The 2285-nt window shown below is 74.7% G+C and carries 2 protein-coding genes; both read right to left on the bottom strand.

Going from position 1 to position 2285, the window contains the following annotated elements:
- Positions 1-1221, bottom strand: a 1221-nt coding sequence (locus J0670_RS36125; protein ID WP_207816942.1) for an MFS transporter, incomplete at its 3' end; no start/stop codon positions are given.
- Positions 1222-1660: 439 nt separating this feature from the next.
- A partial coding sequence (locus J0670_RS36120; protein ID WP_207816940.1) for a PP2C family protein-serine/threonine phosphatase occupies positions 1661-2285 on the bottom strand: 625 nt, incomplete at its 5' end.

The raw sequence follows: 2285 nt of genomic DNA, 5'->3' as shown, positions 1-2285 counted from the left end.
CCGCAGCGGCGACAGCAGCAGGGGTACGGGCACCAACAGGAAGCCCGCCGCACAGAGCCACAGCGCGGCGCGCGGCCCGGCCCAGTCGGCGACGGCCCCGCCCCCGAGGGCGCCGATCGGCATGGTGCCCCAGACCAGGAAGCGCATGGTGGCGTTCATCCGTCCGAGCAGCTCCGGCGGGCAGACGCTCTGCCGGAAGCTGACCTGCGCGACGTTGTAGGCCACCGCCCCGAACAGCACCACCCCGTTGGCGAGGCCGAACAGCAGCGCGCCCGTGCCGCCGTCGGACAGCGGCCACAGCATCGCGAAGGGCGCGGTGACCACGGTGGACAGCCAGATCAGCCGGGCCTGCCCGACCCACCGGGAGAGCCGCCCGGCGCACAGCGCGCCCGCCAGCCCGCCGACGGCGGAGGCGGACAGCAGCACGCCGATGGTGCCCGGCGACAGGTCGAGCACCCGCACCCAGAAGACCGTCTGCACGGCCATCAGCACGGCGGAGAACAGGTTGGACGTGGCGGTGGCGGTGGCGATCGACCGCAGCAGCGGGTGTCTGAGCACGAAGCGCACGCCCTCGGCCACCTCGGCGCGCAGCGAGCGTCCGGGGTCCGGCTCCGGCAGCGCCTCCTCGACCCTGATCCGGGTGAGCAGCAGGGCCGAGGCGAGGTAGCCGCAGGCGTCGGCGACGATGGCGAGCGGCGCGCCGAGCAGTTGGACCAGGGCGCCGCCCAGGCCCGGTCCGGCGATCTGCGCCGAGGAGCGGACCGTCTCCAGCGCGCCGTTCCCGCCGACCAGGTGCTCGCGCGGCAGGACGGCGGGCAGGAAGGACTGGTGGGCGACGTCGAAGAACACCGTGGCCACCCCGGTGACCAGCGCGACCAGGTAGAGCTGGGGCATGGTCAGCACCCCGAGCGCCGCCGCCGGCGGGATCGAGCCGACGGCGAGGCAGCGCACCACGTCGGCGCGGACCAGCACCGGGAGCTTGCGCATCCGGTCCAGCCAGGCGCCGGCCGGCAGGCCGACCAGCAGGAACGCGGCGGTCTCGGCAGCGGTCAGCAGACCGACCTCGAACGGGGTGGCGTCCAGTACCAGCACGGCCACCAACGGCAGTGCTACGAGGGTGACCTGACTGCCCGTCTGAGCCGCCGCGGCGCCGGTCAACAGGAACCGGAAATCGCGGTGGCCGAGCAGACGGGGCTGGCGGGAGTGCGACATCTCGTTCATCAGTGCGACTCTCGGTCACCGATTCGATACCCGGCAACCTTCGCGTCCGTTTCCGGACGATCACCAGGTCGGCCGGATCCCGCCACCGTCGCGACCGGCACTTGTGCCCGTCCCACGGGTCCTCGCGCGCCGCGCCGGATGCGCTCCGCGACCGTCGACGCCTGTCGGACCGGGCGGCGCGGGCCCGGCGGTCCCCCCGATCACCGCCGGGCCCGCGCGTCCATTTCATCGTCCGGTATTCGGACGTTCGATTTCCAGCCACCGGACGGAGTCCCTCAACTTGGCCGGATCCCGTGGAGCACGGCCCGTCCGTAACCCCACCGTGATATCGGCGTGACCGACCGGAGCCGTCATCCGAGGTGCCCGGTCGGCGCGTCAGCCCGGCGCGGCGCGTCGCCGCCCCGGGCGAGGACGCCTCACCGCCCTGCGGGAAGGCGTCTCACCGCCCCGCAGGAAGACGCGTCACCGCGAGCACCGCCATGTCGTCGTCCCGTGGCCCGCCGGTCCACCGCGCCACGTCCGCCACCAGCGCGTCCACCGCCTCCCCCGGCCCCGCGAACGGGCCGAGCGGGGCGAGCCCGAGCACCGGGTCGTAGAACTCCCCCGCCGCGTCCCGGGCCTCGGTCACCCCGTCGGTCACCAGCAGCAGCGTGCAGCCGGGCGGGAAGGGCCGGGTCTGCACCTCCGGCCGCGCCACCCCCAGCACGCCCATGCAGAGCGGCAGCCCCGGGTCGGCCGCGTCCCACCGCCGCACCCCCGGAGGGGCGCCGCCCAGCAGGTACGGCCCGGGGTGGCCGCAGTCCAGCGTGCGCACGGCCTCCTCCCCCGGCGGGAACTCCACCAGCAGCGCCGTGATGAACCCCTCCAGCCACACCTCCTCGCCCAGCCAGACCATCTCCCTGACCAGCGAGCGCTCCAGCTCGTCCGCGAGGGCGCGCAGGTCCGGCACGTGGTGCGAGTGCTCCCGGAAGGCGCCGAGCAGCAGCGACACCGCCCCCACCGCTTGCAGCCCCTTGCCCCGCACGTCCGCGATCAGCCCGCGAACCCCGTACGGGGTGACCTGC

This window comes from Streptomyces sp. FH025 (assembly GCF_017427025.1).
In the GTDB taxonomy this organism is placed as follows: domain Bacteria; phylum Actinomycetota; class Actinomycetes; order Streptomycetales; family Streptomycetaceae; genus Kitasatospora.
Note: the sequence above shows the minus strand (reverse complement) of the source record. Positions and strands in the feature narration are given on the sequence as shown.